The following is a 16,830-nucleotide window of genomic DNA, read 5'->3' as shown; positions in this document are numbered from 1 at the left end:
TTCAATACTTTTAAAAATAAATTTATATGACATATTAACACACTATAATAACAACCAAAAATTAATTAAATTTAAATTTTTCTTTTTTATATATATAATATATGTTAACAACTTCTAAAATTTAAAAAGAAAAAAATATTTGAGAAATTGAATTTAAACGATTGAAAGTGGATTATTGAGATTGTCTAGAATTTCCTGAACTCTTTCGAAATCCTCTGGATGAACGTTGAGTTTGATTCCGCCCAAAGCTGCCGAATAAAAAGGAACAACCGACAAGGTCATTTCGTTTTCCATAAAGTATGGAATTTCTTCTTGTTCCAATAAATGTTTTAGAACAACAGTTTCGTGCAGGTAATTGAATATAGCAATGGTTTTAAAGCTTTCCATAAAAGGTCTTTTCGTAAAGATACGAAAGTTATATTTTTAATAAAATGGGGTCTAAAAACCATTATCTGATATCTTCTTTGTAATTTTAAACCTTTAAGAAAAGATATATGAGTAAGAAAATTAGAAAACCGATAAAGAATGAGAAAGATTTCTCAAGTAAGATTATAAAAATTTTATCGCAAAATGCTAATAAACCATTTAATTACAAACAAATAGGAGCAAAGCTCGAACTTGACGACACTAAAAGTCGTAACCAAATTATAAAAGATTTAAAGATTCTGGCTTCTCAAAATAAGATTATAGAATCTGAACCAGGCAAATATTTAATCAAAGCAATCAGTCAGGATTACTACGAAGGTACGATTGATATGACAAGCCGTAAAACAGCTTATTTTATTTGTCCCGATTTTACAGAAGATGTTTTTATACCTACGAATAATTTAAATCGTGCACTGGATAAAGACAAAGTAAAAGTTTACGTTTATAACAGAAGAAAAGGAAAACGTCCTGAAGGTGAGGTTATTGAAGTAGTTGAAAGAAATAAAACAGATTTTGTTGGAGTTATTGACATCCAAAATAATTTTGCTTTTGTTTCTACTGCAAATCCAAAAATGTATACTGATATTTTTATTCCAAAGGATAAGATAGGTGAGGCTCAAAACGGTGATGTTGTTTTAGTTACGATAGAAGATTGGCCTAAACGTGCAGATAGTCCGTTTGGTTCGGTAGTAAAAGTTTTAGGTAAACCAGGAGAACATGATACCGAAATTCATGCTATTCTTGCTGAGTATGGTTTACCATCAGATTTTCCGACAGAAGTAGAGGTTTATGCACAAAAGATAGATACATCTATACAAGCCAGTGAAATTGCTAAGCGTCGTGATATGCGAGATACGCTTACGTTTACGATAGATCCAAAAGATGCAAAAGATTTTGATGATGCATTGTCATTTAAGAAGTTAGAAAACGGTAATTATGAAATCGGAATACATATTGCCGATGTTTCGTATTATCTCGAAGAAGGAACTATCCTTGATGATGAAGCCTATCAACGTGCTACATCAGTTTATTTGGTCGATAGGGTAGTACCAATGTTACCAGAGGTATTATCTAATTTTGCTTGTTCATTGCGCCCTAATGAAGAGAAATATACATTCTCGGCTATTTTTGAAGTTTCAGAAAATGCACAAGTTATTAACCAATGGTTTGGTAGAACAGTAATTTACTCAGATCAGCGATTTGCTTACGAAGAAGCGCAATATATCATTGAAACAAAAGATAATACTATTCCGGAAGAAACCTCTATTACAGGAAGTTCTTATGTTGTTTCGGATGAAATTGTAAATGCAACTTTAAAACTTGATGAATTAGCTAAAATTTTAAGAAAGAAAAGAATGGCAAATGGAGCTATTTCTTTTGATAAAGTCGAAGTGAAATTTGATTTGAATGCCGAAGGAGAACCTGAAGGTGTTTATTTTAAAATTTCGAAAGATGCCAATCATTTAATCGAAGAATTCATGCTTTTGGCAAATAGAAAAGTTGCTGAATACATTGGTAAACAAAAGAAAACATTTGTTTATAGAATTCACGATGAGCCAAATGAAGATAAATTAATTGCAATGCAATCTGTAATTGCTAAGTTTGGTTATAAGATAGATTTCCGTAATAAAGGAGATATTTCGAAATCATTAAATGCTTTAATGGAAGAGGTTAATGGTAAAAAAGAGCAAAACTTAATCGATACTCTTGCTATTAGAAGTATGAGTAAAGCCAAATATTCGACAGACAATATTGGTCATTATGGTTTAGCTTTTGATTATTACAGTCATTTTACTTCACCAATTCGTCGTTATCCCGATGTTATGGTACATAGATTATTACAATATTACCTAGACGGTGGAAAATCTGTAGACGAAGAAACATACGAAACTAAGTGTTTACATTGTTCGAATATGGAAGGTTTAGCAACAAATGCCGAGCGTGATAGTATTAAATACATGCAGGTTAAATACATGCAGGATCATAAAGACGAAGAATTTTTGGGAGTTATTTCTGGAGTTACAGAGTGGGGAATTTATGTAGAAATTGTATCCAATAAATGCGAAGGAATGGTAAGAATCAGAGAGATAAAAGATGATTATTATACATTCGATGAAAAACAATATGCACTGGTTGGTGCTACTTCAGATAAGATTTTACAATTAGGTGATGAGATTTACGTTAAAGTAAAAAATGCAGATTTAGTTAAAAAACAATTGGATTTTCATTTTTTAAGGAGAGCAGAATAAATAGTTAACATTTAAAAAAGAAAACATGAAAAAGGTAGTTATAGGCATTGCAATTTTATTTGTACAAATGTCATTTGGTCAGATAACCAAAAACTTAGGAGATTTTGATAAGGTTAAAGTATTCGATAAATTAAGTATAAAACTTATTCAAGGTTCAGAAAATAAAATTGTTATAAAAGGAGCCAGAGAAAGTGAAGTAGAAATTGTTAATAAAAACGGTGAGTTGAAATTAAGAATGCCTTTTCCTAAACTTATGTCTGGAGATGATGTTTCGATCCAGTTATATTACAAACGCATTGAAAGTATTGATGTAAGTGAAGGAAGTGTTGTTTCCAGTAAAGAAACTTTCAAGCAAACAACTATTGATTTAAATTCTAAAGAAGGTGGAGAAATCAATGTAATTTTAGATGTTGATAATGCCAAAGTAAGAGCAGTATCCGGAGGAACAATAAAAGTATCTGGTGATGCCAAAACGCAAGTTGCTAATTTAGGCTCAGGAGGAATCTTGAAAGCAAAAGGATTACATACCTCACAAACGACAATAAACGTTTCTGCGGGAGGAAATGCCGAAATCTATGCTACTACCTTAGTTGATGCAAAAGTAAACGCTGGAGGCTATATTTACATATATGGTAAACCAAAACAAATTAATCAAAAAACTGTTCTGGGCGGTAAGATCGAAGAGAAAGAATAAATCGAAATTGTATTTTAATGATAAATGATATTTTAGCAGGGATTCCATGGGGAGTTTTTTTAAGCTTTATGGTTGGCCCGGTATTTTTTATATTACTTGAAACAAGTATTACCAAAGGTTTTAGAGCTGCACTAGTTTTTGATCTTGGTGTAATTTTAGGAGATATATTCTTTATAGCAATTGCTTATTTAGGAAGTTATCGATTAATAAAAAGTTTACAGGATAAACCTGCACTTTTTATATTTGGTGGAATCATTATGCTGGCTTATGGTATTATTTCGTTTGTTAAACTCAAAAAAGAAGAGAAGTTTAATGATGAAGAAATTGATCGTGATATAATCAAAAGAAATTATGCGAGTCTTTTTGCCAAAGGTTTCTTATTAAACGTTATTAATATTGGAGTTCTGGGTTTTTGGATGGCTATAATCATTTCTATAGGTCCAAAATTAGAAATGCAAACCTCTAGAATGATGACATTTTTTATTACAGTTATATTAACTTATTTAGTGATTGATTGTATAAAAATTGCTTTAGCAAAACAATTAAAATCTAAAATGACACCTACTAATATTCTTAAAATTAAAAAGGGAATTAGTATTGTTTTGATGGTTTTTGGATTTGTTTTAATAGTTCAGGGATGGTTTCCAAAAGAAAAACAAATGGTTAGAAACGCTTTTGAAAAGATAGAAAAGTAGTTGTTAATAACTCAATAATATAGGTTTAAACCTCTCATTACGAGAGGTTTTTTTATGTTCATAAACGAAAGTATTATACATAAAACTAAATACAGACTTGTCTTTCTGAGAAAATGGATTGAGTATTTACTCTATTTCTAAATATGATAATCATAATTCAGTCATTTAAAAGATTGAAATAAGATAAAGTATTTTTTAGATTGTAGAGTTATTAGATGGAATTCGACTCCGCTTAGTCTGACAATATTGAGGAAAAATTAAGCACAAAAAAAACCTCCAAATTTCTTTGAAGGTTTTTGAGGCATCGTCCGGATTCGAACCGGAGTAGGAGCTTTTGCAGAGCCCAGCCTAGCCGCTCGGCCACGACGCCATTGTTGAACGGATGGCAAAAGTAACCATAATCTTTAAATTTTAAAAACTTAAAGCCAACTATTTTTATTTTTTTTATAAGAAATCATTTTAGATATGATTTATCCACAAAATTATTTCTTTCTAGTATCTTTCATCCTAATAGTAACCGACTCAACATCACCGCCAATAGGAGGATTAATTTTAGATACTTCGACTATTGTTTTTGTAATCATAGGTATTTCTTCCAGAACCCTAGTATTGATTCTTTTGGCAACATGTTCTAATAATTTTGATCGAATTGCCATTTCTTCTTCAACAATTTTGTTTAAATGTACATAATCTACTGTATCGGCAAGATGATCAGAGTCTGCAGATTTTCTTAAATTAGCATGAATTTCTAAATTCACTTCGTAATCAGATCCAATTTTTCCTTCTTCAATTAAACATCCGTGGTAAGAAAAAGTACGGATATTTTTTAGCTTAATAATTCCCATTTTAATTTTAATTTCTTGTTCTAAGTTTCAGGTTTACTGAGAAGTTTCTAAAGAAAAATGTAAACTGTAAACCTAAAACTGTAAACTTTTTTATCTTTGCTAAAATTACTATAAAATAATGGCATCAGAAGAGAAATCACTCAATTTTATTGAACAAATCATAGAAGAAGATTTAAAATCAGGTCTATCAAAAAATAAACTTCATTTTCGTTTTCCACCAGAACCAAATGGTTATTTACACATTGGTCACGCAAGTTCTATTGCATTAAATTTTGGTTTAGGAATTGATTATCAATCTCCTGTAAATTTACGTTTTGATGATACCAATCCCGAAAAAGAAGAACAAGAATTTGTTGATGCAATTAAAAAAGATGTAGAATGGCTAGGTTATACTTGGGCAGAAGAACGTTATGCATCCGATTATTTTCAACAATTATATGATTGGGCAGTTTTATTAATTAAAAAAGATAAAGCTTATGTTGATAGTCAATCATCTGAAGATATGGCGATCCAAAAAGGAACTCCATCAACAACAGGTACAGATAGTCCATATAGAAACCGTTCTGTAGAAGAGAATTTAGACTTATTCGAAAGAATGAGAAATGGTAAATTTGAGGCTGGAACTCATATTCTTCGTGCAAAAATAGACATGAAATCAACTAATATGTTGATGCGTGATCCTATCATGTACAGAATTTTGCATAAAGAACATCATAGAACTGGTGATGCATGGAAAATTTATCCAATGTATGATTGGGCACATGGACAAAGTGATTATCTGGAAGAAATTTCACATTCATTTTGTACACTAGAATTTTTGCCTCACCGTGAATTATACGATTGGTTTTTGGACCAAATTATAGATGATAATAAACTACGTCCTAAGCAAAGAGAATTTGCAAGACGTAATCTTTCGCATACAGTTGTAAGCAAAAGAAAGTTACAACAATTAGTTAAAGAACAACATGTTAACGGTTGGGATGATCCAAGAATGTCAACTATTTCTGGATTGAGAAGAAGAGGATATACAGCTGCTTCATTACGTAATTTTGCTAATTCAACAGGAATTGCAAAACGTGATAATTTAATAAGTGTATCTGTTTTAGAGTTTTGTATTCGTGAAGATTTAAACAAAATTGCACCTCGTGTAATGGCAGTTTTAGATCCCATAAAATTGGTTATTAACAATTATCCTGAAGGAAAAGAAGAATGGCTTGAAGCCGAAAATAACCAGGAAGATGAAAGCGCAGGATTCAGAAAAGTTCCTTTTTCTAGAGAATTATATATAGAAAGAGAAGACTTTTTAGAAGAAGCTCCTGCTAAATTTTTCCGTTTAACATTAGGAAAAGAAGTACGTCTTAAAAATGCATATATCATTAAAGGAGAAAGTGTTATAAAAGATTCTAATGGTAATATTACCGAAATTCATGTTACTTATGACACCGATTCTTTAAGCGGAAGTGGGAGCGAAGCAAGCCAACGCAAAGTATCTGGAACCTTACATTGGGTTTCGATTGCTCACGCTATAGAAGCCGAAGTTCGTTTATACGATCGTTTGTTTACAGATGAAGCACCAGATAGTTATAAAGAGAAAAATTTCTTAGATTTTGTTAATCCAAATTCATTAGAAATTGTTACCGGATTTGTTGAACCAAGTTTATCAACATCTCAAAATGAAGATAAATTTCAGTTCCAACGTTTAGGTTATTTTACCGTTGATAAAGATTCAACTCCTTCAAAATTAGTATTTAACAAAACTGTTGGACTTAAAGATGCTTGGGAAGAAAAAGGTAAAAAAGAAGAAAATAGCATTAATAATTCCTTAAAAGAAATCAACAAATATTTTAAAGTTGAAACTAAACCGGAACGCTTAGCAATTGAAAATGCAATAGGGGAGACCATCGCAACTATTTCTAGTTTTTCTTTATTGCAAAATTCTTTCAAAAAGAATATTAATAATAATAAGAGTTCTTTGTTGTTTGCTAATTTCATCTTGAAGTTTTCAAATTTAAAATCTTCTGATTTTGATGTTGAAGAAATCAAAAAGTTTTATACAATGTCCTTACGAAGTGAATCTACTTATGTTCGATCGAAAGCACTTTTGAATTTAAGAGATAAAGAATCAGATTCTGAATTTGTAAAACAGTTTGAAGAAGAAATTCAAAAATTAAATTCAAATCCTCCAAAAAATGCTTCCGATAGAGAAAAGGAACTTTTGGAAGAAATGTTAAAAAAATAATATCAATTTTATTTATCGAAAAGCGCTTTTTATAAGCGCTTTTTTTATTATTTATAATTTCTATCTAAAATTAAAATTATATAGATTTATTAGATTGAAATCAACCTCCATAAATTGATTTTAAGACGTTTTTTATAATCAGTCAGTATAATTACCGTTTTTATAAAAATGATTAATTATCGTTCTTTATTTTAATTTTAGACTTAATTTCAAGATGATTTTGTCGTTGTTAACATCGAAATGTTTATAAGTACAAGATATTTACAATTCTGATGTATTTTGCACGATATTCAATTCAATTTTTCACTTTGCTACTGTTTTACATTTCTGTTTTTTACATTTCATATTTAAAATAATTTCGATTCCTCTAAAAATAATTCTGCTCATTGAAAAAATATTTTTCAAAAATGAGATAAAACTAAGTATCAATTTTAATTATGTAAATTTTATAATATTTATATTTTATCTATTATTAGTATTAATTATTGTTTTTATAATTTTTATAGTTTTTATAGATTAAAAACAGCTTTCATATATTGTTTTTAAGACGCTTTTATAATTATGATGACTCTTTTGTTGGTTTAGTAAAAATAATTGATTAGAATTCTTTATTTTAATTTTAGACCTAATTTCAATATGATTTAGTCATTGTTAACATTGAATTGTTTATAAGTACAGGATCTTTCCAATTTTGATATATTTTGGACAACTAACAATTCTATTTTTTGTTTTGTCTGTATTTTACTTTTTAGATTTTAAAAAATGGAATTTTAAGATTATTTAGATTCCTCTTAAAATAGAAATCTGTCAACTAATAAAATTTTATTGCAAAAATAGGTTTAGAGTTAAGTATCATTTTTAATCATATAAAATGCAAATTTTTATAGTTTTCACTATTATCAGTATTTGTTATAGTTTTTTATTTAAGTATAGTTTTTATAGATTAAAAACAGCTTCCATAGATTGTTTTTAAGGCGTTTTCTGAAATTGGATAACTCTAATATTGGTTTTGTAAAAAGGATTAATTAGCGTGCTTTATTTTAATTTTTAGTCAAATTTAGACTGGTTTAACGGGTTCTTAACATAGAAATTGTCATAAAAGTGTTATTTTTATAAAAACCCAAAAAGGCAATTTTTAAAATGTCAATTTGACTCATTTTAAAAATAAAAATGGAATGGGCTATGATTGAAAAATCATTTCTTAAATCTCAAAATTTGTAATTATGTAAATTTTAGTTTTTGATTGATTTTAAACAAAATTCTAAAAATTGATTTATCGTTTGTATTTTGATTGTGATTTAGTTTTGATAATACTTTTTTTAAAGTGTTTTTTCAACTCCATATCATAATTAGTAAAATCGCCTAAATTAGTTTTTTGCTTATTTTAAAATTATTTATTTCATTTTTAAAAATCTGCTTTACGAGGTTTAATTTATATTTTAAACTTAATAACAGTATTTATGAAAATTAAATTTTTAATCTTAGGTATATTATTTACAAGTTTTGCTTTTTCGCAAACTCATAAAATAGTGAAACATAATGGAGAACAATTAGATGTTAATTATATAAAGCAAGATAATGATCTTCTTTATTATTCATTGAATGGAAGTATGGAACAATTTACGATTAGTAAATATGCTGTTTCTTCTTTGAACGAAAATGGAAGTTCAAAATCGGAATCTATTTCTCCCAAAATTATTGTTTCGAATAAAAAGGATTATAGTTCAGTGAAAGTTTTGAAACCAAGCCAAACTATTGGACTCAAAGAAGTTGAAATTTTTTCTGGAATGGCTACAAAAACTAAGGGAGAATCTCCTTTGGCTTTAAGAGAGCAAACAGAAAGACGTATTAAAACTAAGTCTGCAGATAATGGTTATCCATTTGTTTCTATTGTCGAAAAACCAGATGGAAAATACCAGGCAGTTGCTTACATATATTAAAATTATATTAAACATATATTAATCAGAATTTTATCTATCAAATTTGATTACCTTTATTATTAACTTTTAAAATTTATAGTTATGTCAAACAACACAGGAAACACAATATTGGCACTTCTTACTGGTGCAGCGATAGGAGCAGGGATTGGAATTTTGTTTGCACCAGATAAAGGTTCAAAAACCAGAGGACGTATTAAACATGGGATTGATGATGCAAAACATCATTTAAAACATAAATTAGAATCTTCGACTGATGAATTACGTGAAAAGTTTTTGAATGCGAAAGAAGATTTAGATGGAACTTATGAAAATTTACTTTCTAATATGAGTTATAAAACCGAAGAAGTAATTACGTTTCTTGAATCTAAATTGGCTGACTTAAAAACACAGAACGCGAAACTTCATAAATAAATAGCTTTATTTTAAGGCATTAAGCAAAGTACACATTGAATTTTATTGTTATTGTTTCAAAATTTTTAATTAATTTTAAGAATTACAATACTTTGGTTTCATTGTGTACTTTGCATTTTTTATTAAAATCAATTAAAATTGTTATTATGGCTTTTGAAGAATTAAAAGAACATACCGAAAATATCCAAGATCAGGCGAAAGCTTATGTTGATAGTCATCTTGCTTATTATAAGCTGTGGGGTTTTAAAGTAGCAATGAAATCTACAACAGTAATTTTTAAATTCATTTTACTTTCATTGTGCTTCTGTATGGTCATGTTATTTGGATCTTTTGCTGCAGCTTTTGCAATTAGCAATGCATTAGGAAGTTATACTTTTGGTTTTCTTATTGTAGCTGGATTATATTTGATAGCGACAATACTTATTTTCTTTATAAGAGATAAAATAGTTGAAGGCCCAATTCTAGGTAAATTTTCACATATCTTTTTTAACGACTAAACTATGGAAACTAAAAAGTACTCATCATACGCGCAAATTGATAGAGAATTGGAAATTTTGAAAATAGAGAAACAAATTAATTATCAAAAATTAGTTTTAAGTGTTCAAAAAACCAAGGAGTCTTTAGAGCCTCATAATATAATTAACGGATTCTTGGGATCTTATAAAACGATTCTTTCGAATTCTTATATGAAAATAATTCAAGCTGCCATTCCATATTTAATAGGATGGTTTATGAACAAAAAAAGAGGCCATTAGCCTCTTTTTTTATATGAATTTTTGTGATTATTCTGTTGCTTCTGGAGTTTCAGGAGTTTCATAATCTGGTTTTATATCCGTTTTTGGTTTAACCTTTTTATTGTTTTTCTTCATCATTTCACCAACTTGATTTGAAGCACTAAAAGATGCAACCATATTATTCAACATATCGCTTCCTGCTTGTGGCGAATTTGGTAATAAAATTAAGTTTGAATTTGCATCTGCACCAATTGCTTGTAGTGTATCATAATGTTGAGTAACTACAATTAATGCTGAAGCTTCTTGAGAATTAATTCCAACTTTATTCAACACATCAACACTTTCTACAAGACCTCTTGCAATCTCTCTTCTTTGATCGGCAATACCTTGACCTTGTAATCTCTTGCTTTCTGCTTCAGCTTTTGCTTTTGCAACAATCCTAATTCTAGATGCTTCAGCCTCAAATTCTGCTACAGTTTTTTCTCTATCAGCAGCATTAATTCTGTTCATCGCATTTTTTACCTGGATATCTGGATCAATATCAGTTACCAATGTATTGATAATTGTATATCCATAAGTTGTCATTGCTTCGTTCAATTCTCTTTTTACTGCAATTGCAATATCATCTTTTCTTTCAAAAACATCATCCAATTTTAGTTTCGGAACTTCGGCACGAACAACATCAAATACATAAGAAGTAATTTGATCGTGTGGATATTCTAATTTATAGAAAGCATCATAAACGGTTTCTTTGATAACCATAAATTGTACAGATACTTTAAGTTTTACAAAAACATTGTCTTTAGTTTTTGTTTCAATGATCACATCAAGCTGTTGAATTTTAAGATTCACACGTCCGGCAATTCTATCAATCATGGGTATTTTTAATTGTAAACCGGAAGTTCTCACACTTAGAAATTTTCCAAAACGTTCTATAATTACAGATGTTTGTTGTTTCACCGTAAAGAACGAGGACAGGAAAATAAATAATCCGAAGATTATAAGGATAATAAAAGGAATGTTCATAACAGATAAATTTAGTTTAAATATTAATTGTCAAATTACGAAATTTCTTCCATTTTAAAACGTTATGTTTTCATTAAAATAAAAAAGCGTTAAGAATCCCAGTTTTTGGTCTTCCTAACGCTCTTATAATTGTTGGCTTTATTTGTTTATAAAGTCACTATTGCTTTCTGAATTCTTGAGATTGTTTCTTCTTTTCCAATGATTTCTACAATGTCAAATAGGTGAGGACCTTTGAGAGCTCCAACTAAACTCAAACGGAAAGGTTGCATTACTTTACCCATACCGATTTCATTTTTTGTCATCCAATCTTTTACTATAGTTTCAATATTTACAGATGTAAAATCTTCAATATTTTCTAGAACAGATGTTAGTTCTTGCATTAAAGCTGGAGTTTCTTCTTTCCAGTTTTTGCTTGCTTTTTCATCATAAGATGTTGGCGCCTGGAAAAAGAAATCACTTAATTCCCAAAATTCAGAAACAAAATGAGCACGTTCTTTTATCAAAGAAACGATTTTTGTAAGCTTCGTTATGTCATCCTGAGCGGAGTCGAAGGACGAGAATCCTTTTTCAACTAAAATAGGAGTGAAGTCTTTGGCTAAATCTTCATTATTTTGTTTTATCAAATGTTGGTGATTGAACCATTTGTTTTTTTCTGGATCAAATTTTGCTCCCGATTTATGAACTCTGTTCAAATCAAATGCTTCTACTAATTCATCTAAAGAAAAGATTTCTTTGTCAGTTCCATCATTCCAACCTAATAAAGCTAGGAAGTTTATAACTGCTTCTGGGAAAAATCCTTTTTCTCTGTAACCAGATGAAACACCTTCTTCTGTTTTCCACTCTAATGGGAATACTGGGAAACCAAGTTTATCACCATCTCTTTTAGATAATTTTCCGTTACCAATTGGTTTTAAAATTAATGGTAAATGTGCAAATTCTGGAGCATCCCAACCAAAAGCTCTGTATAATAAAACGTGTAAAGGCATAGATGGTAACCATTCTTCACCACGAATTACATGAGATGTTTCCATCAAATGGTCATCTACAATATTTGCCAAATGGTAAGTAGGCATACCATCACTTTTAAACAAAACTTTATCATCTAAAAGATTAGTTTCAAACTTAACTTCACCACGAATAATATCTTGTAAATGTAATGTTTCGTTAACCGGAGTTTTAAAACGGATTACATAATGTTCACCATTTGCAATTCTCTTAGCAGTTTCTTCTGCAGAAATTACTAGAGAAGTATCTAGTTTTTCACGATTATGATGATTGTATATAAATGTTTTTCCTTCGGCTTCGTGTTGTTTTCTATGAGCATCTAATGATTCTGGGGTATCAAATGCATAATAAGCCCATCCCGAATTGATCAATTGATCGGCATATTGTAGGTATAATTCTTTACGATCACTCTGACGGTAAGGTCCAAATTTTTCATTTTTACCTACAGTTTCTTCAGGAGAAATTCCTAACCATTCTAATGCTTCCATGATATATTCTTCGGCACCAGGAACAAAACGGGTTTGGTCAGTATCTTCAATTCTAAGATAAAAAACACCGTTATGTTTTTTTGCAAATAAATAATTAAATAGGGCAGTACGAACACCACCAATATGTAATGGTCCTGTCGGACTTGGTGCAAAACGCACACGAACTTGCTTTGACATTTGTTTAAATTTTGATGCAAAGATACGATTCTAATTAGAGAATTTGAAAATGAGTTTTAATGTGATAATGTGTTGCTTGCAGTTCAATTGACTAATTTTCTAATTGATCATTATCTAATTAAAATTACTACTTTTATAGGTTATAAGTAAAACAGATTACTATTTTGAAAACAGTTCCATTTATATATCAAAAGTTAGAGGATTTTATCAGGAAATATTACACCAATGAGTTGATTCGAGGCTTGCTTCTTTTTACTGGATTTGGTTTATTATACTTTTTATTTACCCTTTTCATTGAATATTTTCTTTGGTTAAAGCCAGTAGGAAGAACACTATTATTCTGTGCTTTTATATGTGTAGAAGTTTTTCTGTTATTTCGTTTTATAATGTTTCCCGTTTTTAAACTATTCAAACTTCAAAAAGGAATTGATTACAATCAGGCTTCAGCTATTATTGGTAATCATTTCACTGATGTAAATGATAAACTAACAAACTTTTTGCAGCTTTCTGCTGAGGATAATAATGGCGATAGATCAGAATTGATGTTGGCTTCGATAGAACAAAAAGCAAATTCATTACAACCAATTCCTTTTAGTAATGCTATAAATCTTAATGCAAATAAGAAATATTTACCTCTTGCATTAATACCAATTCTTTTCTTTTTAGTTTTTTATGTTTCTGGAAACAGCAATATTCTTTCTCAAAGTTTGAATAGGGTAGTGCACTTTAATGCTGCTTTCTTACCACCAGCTCCTTTTAAGTTTGTGGTTTTAAATTCTAATTTACAAACAGAACAAAACAAAGACTTCATTCTTCAAGTTCAGTCAGAAGGGAAAGTAATTCCTGAGAATGTTATGATTCATATTGATAACGAAAGTTATTTTATGGAATCTACTAAACCTGGAGTTTTCGAATTCAAGATTGAGAAACCTAGTACTAATGTTGAATTTTATTTAGAAGGTAATCTTGTTACTTCTCCTTCATATGAATTGAAAGTTATTACAGTTCCGTCTATTGCAAACTTCGAAATGCAATTAAATTTTCCGTCTTATTTAAATAAAAAGAATGAAACTATTAGTGGAACGGGTAATGCAATCTTACCAGAAGGTACTCGTGTAACTTGGAAAATGAATACTAAATCGACTCAAAATGTTGATTGGAAAGAAGGAAGTTCGTCTATTCCTTTTGCTAAAGCAGAAAACAGCTTTGTTTTATCTAAAAATATAACTCAAAATACAGAATATCAAATTCTTACATCTAATAATAAGGTTAAAAACTACGAAAAACTCAATTATCAGCTTTCAGTTATCAAAGATCAGTTCCCAACAATCAGTGTAAGTGTTGCTCCCGATAGTTTGAAGCTTGGTAAGGACTATATGTTGGGACAATTATCTGATGATTATGGATTGTCGAAACTACAAGTTGTGTACTACGAACACAACAAACCTAACACTGCCAAACGTGGAACAATTGCCATTAAGAACAATGTTTTCGATCAGTTTGTTTTTTCTTTCCCAAGTAACCTCCCTGTTGAGCAAGGTGTATCTTATGAATATTATTTTGAAGTTTTTGATAACGATGCACCGCATAATTTCAAGAGTGCAAAGTCAACTGTATTTTCAGATAGAGTTGCTACTAATGATGAATTACATGAGCATGACTTAGAACAACAAAATAGTAATATTAATGCTTTATCTAAATCTTTAAAAAGTCAGGATAAGCAAATTTCCGAATTAGAAAAGCTTCAAAAAGTAGGTAAGGAAAAGAATAATTTAGAGTTTAAAGACCAACAAAAAGTAAATGATTTCATCAAACGTCAGAAGCAACAGGACCAAATGATGAAAGAATTTGCAGAGAAGATGAATAAGAATTTGGATAAGTTCAAGACGGAAAAGAAAGATCAGACCATCGAAGATTTACAAAAGAGATTGGATAATGCTGATAAAGATTTAGAGAAAAATCAAAAGTTGATGGACGAACTTAAAGATTTAAACGATAAAATTAAGAGCGAAGAATTATTTGATAAGATAGATAAGTTTAAACAGATTTCTAAAAATCAATCGAAGAATCTAGAGCAATTAGTTGAACTTACAAAGAGATATTATGTATCTAAAAAGGCAGAACAATTAAAAGATAAACTAGATAAGTTAGCAGATAAACAAGAGCAGCTTTCTAATAAAGACAAAGAGAATACTTCTCAAAAGCAGGATGAGATTAATAAAGAATTTGATAAACTTCAGCAAGACTTAAAGGATTTAAAAGAGGAGAATAAGTCATTGAAATCTCCAATGGAAATTCCTGCTGATGCTAGTAAAGAAAAAGATATTGATAACGATTTGCAAAAAGCATCTGAAGAGTTAAAGAAGAATAATAGCGCTGGAGCTAAACCTAAACAGAAGAATGCTGCTAAAAAAATGAAAGACATGGCAGCCAAAATGAAAGAGGGAATGGAAGGTTCTGAGCAGGAACAACTAGAGGAAGATGTAAAGATGTTACGTCAGATTCTTGACAATCTCTTGGCTTTTTCTTTATCTGAGGAGGCAGTTATGCTACAGTTTAAATCTCTTAAACTTGGTTCTTCTGTGTTTAATAAGAATATAAAAATTCAGCAAAACTTAAAGTTGCAATTCAAACATATTGATGATAGCTTGTTTGCTCTGTCTTTACGTAACCCAAAAGTAGCCGAAGATGTTACCAAAGAAATAGGTAATGTACAATATAATATGGATAAAGCTTTGGAGACTTTAACCGATGTCCAGATTCCCAAAGGTGTTTCTCATCAACAGTATGCTGTTTCTTCTGCTAATAAACTGGCAGATTTCCTGAGTGATTTATTAAGCAATATGCAAATGTCTATGTCGGGTGCTAGTTCAGGTAAGCCTAAACCAGGTCAAGGAGAAGGTATGCAATTGCCGGACATTATGAAAAAGCAAGAAGGGCTAGGTAAGAAAATGAAAGATGGAATGGAGAAAGGTCAGGAGCAAGGTAGGGGAAAAGAAGGTAAGAATGGTAAAGATTCTAAGTCTGGTGGTAAAGGAAAGTCTGGTGAAAATGGAGATAATGGAGAAGATGGAGAAGGAAATGCTCAGGAGATAATGGAAATTTATAAAGAACAAGTTCAGCTTAGAGAAGCTTTGCAAAAAGAATTAGCTAAACAAGGTCTTGGTCCTAATGGTCAAAATGCATTTGACCAAATGAAACAACTCGAAAAACAATTATTAAACAAAGGATTTAAGAATGAAAATTTGCAGCGTATATTGAATATACAACAAGAACTATTAAAACTTAATAATGCTGTTCAGGAACAAGGTCAGGAGAACAAGCGACAATCCGAAACAAATAGAAAAGAATTTAATAATCAATCGAATGCGTTGCCAAGGTCATTATCAGATTATTTAAATAGCATAGAGATTTTAAATAGACAATCATTACCTTTGCGCTCGAATTTTAATCAAAAGGTTCAAGAATATTTTAATACAAAATGATCAATTTTAATTACGAGACAGACTTTGTTTTAGATAACGAAGTGGCGTTTGAAGAGTGGCTATCGGCTGTAATTCTTTCAGAGAATAAAAAAGAAGGGGAGATAAGTTATATATTTTGTAACGATGAATACCTTCATAAAATAAACGTTGAGTATCTTAATCATGATACCCTTACGGATATTATCAGTTTTGATTATACTGTTGGCAACGAACTAAACGGTGATATATTTGTTTCTGTTGAAAGAGTTCGTGACAACGCAACGGATTTTAACGTTCCATTTGAGAATGAATTGAAGCGAGTATTGGCTCATGGGATATTACATTACTGTGGATATAAGGATAAATCCGAAAGTGAAGCAGCTTTAATGCGCTCTAAGGAAGAGGAAAAAATTTCAATGTTCCACGTGGAACGTTAA

General features: G+C 30.0%; 14 protein-coding genes and 1 tRNA gene. 10 read left to right on the top strand and 5 right to left on the bottom strand.

Features of this window, described 5'->3' with window-relative positions; all coding sequences use genetic code 11:
- Positions 1-153: 153 nt before the first annotated feature.
- On the bottom strand, positions 154-387 hold the full coding sequence (locus tag OIU83_RS18665) for a DUF2007 domain-containing protein (protein WP_264207776.1): 234 nt from the start codon (positions 385-387) through the stop codon (positions 154-156).
- A 107-nt stretch (positions 388-494) separates the two neighbouring features.
- On the opposite strand from OIU83_RS18665, the gene rnr reads away from it, so the two are divergent.
- From rnr to OIU83_RS18650, 3 genes are read left to right on the top strand one after another with little or no spacing between them, the layout of a single operon-like run.
- The gene (rnr, locus tag OIU83_RS18660; protein ID WP_264207775.1) at positions 495-2,675 is read left to right on the top strand and encodes a ribonuclease R; all 2,181 of its coding nucleotides are present in this window, start codon (positions 495-497) and stop codon (positions 2,673-2,675) included.
- 25 nt (positions 2,676-2,700) lie between these two features.
- Positions 2,701-3,369 (top strand): head GIN domain-containing protein, encoded by a 669-nt coding sequence (locus tag OIU83_RS18655; protein WP_264207774.1) that lies wholly within the window; start codon positions 2,701-2,703, stop codon positions 3,367-3,369.
- Positions 3,370-3,386: 17 nt separating this feature from the next.
- Positions 3,387-4,064 carry a LysE family translocator gene (locus OIU83_RS18650; RefSeq protein ID WP_264207773.1) on the top strand — a complete coding sequence of 226 codons (678 nt, stop codon included), beginning with the start codon at positions 3,387-3,389 and terminating at the stop codon, positions 4,062-4,064.
- Positions 4,065-4,363: 299 nt separating this feature from the next.
- Here the strand turns inward: OIU83_RS18650 and OIU83_RS18645 are convergent.
- Both OIU83_RS18645 and folB read right to left on the bottom strand, forming a co-directional pair.
- A tRNA-Cys gene (locus OIU83_RS18645) sits at positions 4,364-4,434 on the bottom strand.
- A 112-nt stretch (positions 4,435-4,546) separates the two neighbouring features.
- On the bottom strand, positions 4,547-4,909 hold the full coding sequence (folB, locus tag OIU83_RS18640) for a dihydroneopterin aldolase (protein WP_264207772.1): 363 nt from the start codon (positions 4,907-4,909) through the stop codon (positions 4,547-4,549).
- A 118-nt stretch (positions 4,910-5,027) separates the two neighbouring features.
- Here folB and OIU83_RS18635 point away from each other — a divergent pair, with 118 nt between their 5' ends.
- The 5 genes from OIU83_RS18635 to OIU83_RS18615 all read left to right on the top strand — a co-directional run bounded on the left by OIU83_RS18635 (position 5,028) and on the right by OIU83_RS18615 (position 10,254).
- On the top strand, positions 5,028-7,148 hold the full coding sequence (locus tag OIU83_RS18635; protein ID WP_264207771.1) for a glutamine--tRNA ligase/YqeY domain fusion protein: 2,121 nt from the start codon (positions 5,028-5,030) through the stop codon (positions 7,146-7,148).
- A 1,460-nt stretch (positions 7,149-8,608) separates the two neighbouring features.
- Complete coding sequence (locus tag OIU83_RS18630; RefSeq protein ID WP_264207770.1) at positions 8,609-9,088, top strand: hypothetical protein; 480 nt, start codon at positions 8,609-8,611, stop codon at positions 9,086-9,088.
- Positions 9,089-9,169: 81 nt separating this feature from the next.
- Positions 9,170-9,499: a YtxH domain-containing protein gene (locus tag OIU83_RS18625; RefSeq protein ID WP_264207769.1), complete on the top strand. Its 330-nt coding sequence runs from the start codon at positions 9,170-9,172 to the stop codon at positions 9,497-9,499.
- A gap of 146 nt (positions 9,500-9,645) precedes the next feature.
- Positions 9,646-9,996, top strand: coding sequence for a competence protein (locus OIU83_RS18620; RefSeq protein WP_264207768.1), 351 nt, complete (start codon positions 9,646-9,648; stop codon positions 9,994-9,996).
- Positions 9,997-9,999: 3 nt separating this feature from the next.
- Positions 10,000-10,254, top strand: a complete 255-nt coding sequence (locus OIU83_RS18615; protein WP_264207767.1) for a DUF6327 family protein — start codon at positions 10,000-10,002, stop codon at positions 10,252-10,254.
- A gap of 27 nt (positions 10,255-10,281) precedes the next feature.
- Here the strand turns inward: OIU83_RS18615 and OIU83_RS18610 are convergent, their stop codons facing one another.
- Together OIU83_RS18610 and gltX are read right to left on the bottom strand one after the other, a co-directional pair.
- The gene (locus tag OIU83_RS18610) at positions 10,282-11,259 is read right to left on the bottom strand and encodes an SPFH domain-containing protein (RefSeq protein ID WP_264207766.1); all 978 of its coding nucleotides are present in this window, start codon (positions 11,257-11,259) and stop codon (positions 10,282-10,284) included.
- Positions 11,260-11,405: 146 nt separating this feature from the next.
- Positions 11,406-12,929 (bottom strand): glutamate--tRNA ligase, encoded by a 1,524-nt coding sequence (gene gltX, locus OIU83_RS18605; protein ID WP_264207765.1) that lies wholly within the window; start codon positions 12,927-12,929, stop codon positions 11,406-11,408.
- Positions 12,930-13,093: 164 nt separating this feature from the next.
- Here gltX and OIU83_RS18600 point away from each other — a divergent pair, with 164 nt between their 5' ends.
- Both OIU83_RS18600 and ybeY read left to right on the top strand, forming a co-directional pair.
- A complete protein-coding gene (locus OIU83_RS18600) occupies positions 13,094-16,414 on the top strand; it encodes a hypothetical protein (protein ID WP_264207764.1) in 3,321 nt (1,106 codons plus the stop codon).
- Entirely contained in the window at positions 16,411-16,830 is a 420-nt protein-coding gene (gene ybeY, locus OIU83_RS18595; RefSeq protein ID WP_264207763.1) for an rRNA maturation RNase YbeY, read from the top strand. The genes OIU83_RS18600 and ybeY overlap by 4 nt, the downstream gene beginning before the upstream one ends.

It is taken from the genome of Flavobacterium shii (assembly GCF_025847235.1).
Lineage (GTDB): Bacteria > Bacteroidota > Bacteroidia > Flavobacteriales > Flavobacteriaceae > Flavobacterium > Flavobacterium shii.
The sequence above is the reverse complement of the archived record's forward strand: the minus strand, read 5'-3'. Positions and strand labels throughout refer to the sequence as shown.